Below are 2,427 nucleotides of genomic sequence, written 5' to 3'. Positions count from 1 at the left end.
TGTTTATGGCATCATAAAAATGTAGGTTATGGCATTTAATTTGTGCCTGCCCCGAGGGGCAGGCACAAATTAAAAAAGCCACTTGTCAACATTCCAAAATACACATACACTTCCTGTTGGGTATAAAGTCGTGCAGGAGGTATTTAAGGAGATGTTGGCAGTGGCCGAAATTAATTATATCAGACATGAGGTTCACAATAAAGACTGCGGATATTCTGCAGTAGCTAAAAAAATGGGGAGAGATCCGAGGACTGTTAAGAAGTATGCGGAAATGGAGGACTTTAATGAAAAACCGAAGAAAAAACAGACTAGGAAGGCTCCTGTTTTAGGGCCAGTAAAAGCGATTCTTGATCAATGGATTAAGGAGGATCTGAAAAAGAAAAAGAAATTCCGTAGGACAGCCAAAAGAATGTGGGAGCTATTAAGAGATCATCATGGGTTTGAAGGATCGGACCGTACGGTTAGAGACTATGTTTCTTCAAGGAAAAAAGAGGTACTCAATGAGGCAAATGAAGCAGCTATTCCACTTGAAGCAGTGCCAGGAACTACTCAGGTGGATTTTGGGGAAGCTCCATTTGTTTATGGAGGAGAAGAAATCGTATTACCGTATCTCGTGGTTTCATTCCCTTTCAGTAATGCTTTTTATTTTCAAGTATTCCCTTCCCAAAACAAAGAGTGTTTCCTTGAGGGGATGAAAAGGGTGTTTCACCATATGGGCGGAGTGCCGAAAACTATGCGATTCGACAACCTCTCTCCTGCAGTCAAGAAAGTACTGCCAAATGGCGAACGGCACTTAACCGAGGAATTTCAAAACTTCGTTCTTCACTACGGTTTCGAGTATGAGTTCTGCAATCCAAATAGCGGTAATGAAAAAGGCCACGTTGAAGCTATGGTCAAATATATCCGGAATAACTTTCTCCTCCCAGGGCTTCATGTCATAGATTTGGACAATTTAAATAAGGAGCTATGGGGAAAAGCGGAAAAAGACCGTGAGAGGAAACATTATCAAAAGGAATCGACCATCTCTGAGCTCTTTGAAGAAGACCAGGCTGCACTCCTTCTATTGCCACCAAAGGAATATGAATGTGTCAGATACGAAACACTGAAAGCAGATAAATATGGTTATATTAAGCTTGACCTAAATTTGTATTCAACTTCACCCAGGTTTGCCTTAAGCAAGGTTTTGGTGAAAATCTCATATAACAAAGTGGAAATTTTGAACGATGACCACCAGCTCGTGGTAAGTCATTCCCGCCTTTATGGTCAATATAGAAAATCCATGAAGTGGCAGCCATATTTGAACTTGATGGCCAAACGGCCTACGGCACTTAAATATACCAGTTTTTATGATCAGCTTCCTGAAGAATGGAAGAATTATTTCGTAGCCTGTACGGTGGAGGAAAAACCAAAGGCCCTGAAACTACTAGCGATCATCCTGAAAGATTACGATTTTAGTGCCATTACAAAAGCGCTTGTCATCGCTTCGGAGCATGGGCATCCCTCCGTGGATGCAATTAAACAAGTATTCTATCAGCTTATCAACGGACGTGGAATTAGAGATGAAATAAAGCCTAAAACCCCATTACCTCAATTGCCACAAGTAACAAGAGGGTTGGAGCACTATGATCAGCTTCATAAAGGGGTGGATGCATGATGAATGAACAAATAAAGTCCTATGCGAAACGGCTGAAGCTAAGCTGGATTAAGGAGCATTTTCACGAAGTAGAAGGCTTGAATAACCAAGAATATTTACTCAAACTCTTTGAAGCCGAGATCCGGCAGCGTGAAGAGCGCAGAATGAACCTCCTGTTAACCCAGGCCACCCTGCCAGCTGTGAAGGGAAAGCCGTTTAATTGGGATGAGGTTCAAGTTCCGGCAGGAATGACAAAGGATTACCTTTTAAATGGAGAGTTCATGGGAAAGCAGGAAAATGCCATTTTCTATGGAGGGGTAGGAGTCGGTAAAACCTACCTCGCCACTTTAATCGGCTTGAATGCCATACATAAGTTTGGCAAATCGGTAAAATTCTACACTGTAGCTGGATTGGTTAATCGGCTCCTTGAAGCGAATGAAAAAGGGACTCTGCCAAAATTATTTAAGCAAATAGAAAAGCTGGATTTACTTATTCTTGATGAATTAGGTTATATCCCTTTACATAAACAAGGTGGAGAACTGCTATTCCAGGTTATTTCGATGTGTTATGAGGCAAAAAGCATTATTATTACAACCAACCTGCAGTTTGGTCAATGGAACCATGTCTTTGGTGATCCCATCTTGACAGAGGCAGTCATTGACCGGCTGATCCATCACTCTCATTTAGTAGTGTTTAATGGCGAAAGCCATAGATATAAAGAGTCATTATTACAATAATTAGCAATAATGTTGGCAAGTGGATACATTTTTAATTGCCGTTTCATGCATTTTTTG

General features: G+C 41.1%; 2 protein-coding genes. Both read left to right on the top strand.

Annotated features, from left to right (window positions below; all coding sequences use genetic code 11):
- Positions 1-151: 151 nt before the first annotated feature.
- Entirely contained in the window at positions 152-1,654 is a 1,503-nt protein-coding gene (istA, locus tag BFI01S_RS21565) for an IS21 family transposase (RefSeq protein WP_061794400.1), read from the top strand.
- A complete protein-coding gene (gene istB, locus BFI01S_RS21560; RefSeq protein ID WP_061794401.1) occupies positions 1,654-2,370 on the top strand; it encodes an IS21-like element helper ATPase IstB in 717 nt (238 codons plus the stop codon). Before istA ends, istB begins: the two co-directional genes overlap by 1 nt.
- Positions 2,371-2,427: the final 57 nt, after the last annotated feature.

This window comes from Cytobacillus firmus NBRC 15306 (assembly GCF_001591465.1).
In the GTDB taxonomy this organism is placed as follows: domain Bacteria; phylum Bacillota; class Bacilli; order Bacillales; family Cytobacillaceae; genus Cytobacillus; species Cytobacillus firmus.
The sequence above is the reverse complement of the archived record's forward strand: the minus strand, read 5'-3'. Positions and strand labels throughout refer to the sequence as shown.

What these genes read in the sequence shown, in the direction of transcription:
- istA (WP_061794400.1), top strand. Translation starts at nt 152, where the DNA reads ATGTTGGCAGTGGCCGAAATTAATTATATCAGACATGAGGTTCACAAT.
- istB (WP_061794401.1), top strand. Translation starts at nt 1,654, where the DNA reads ATGAATGAACAAATAAAGTCCTATGCGAAACGGCTGAAGCTAAGCTGG.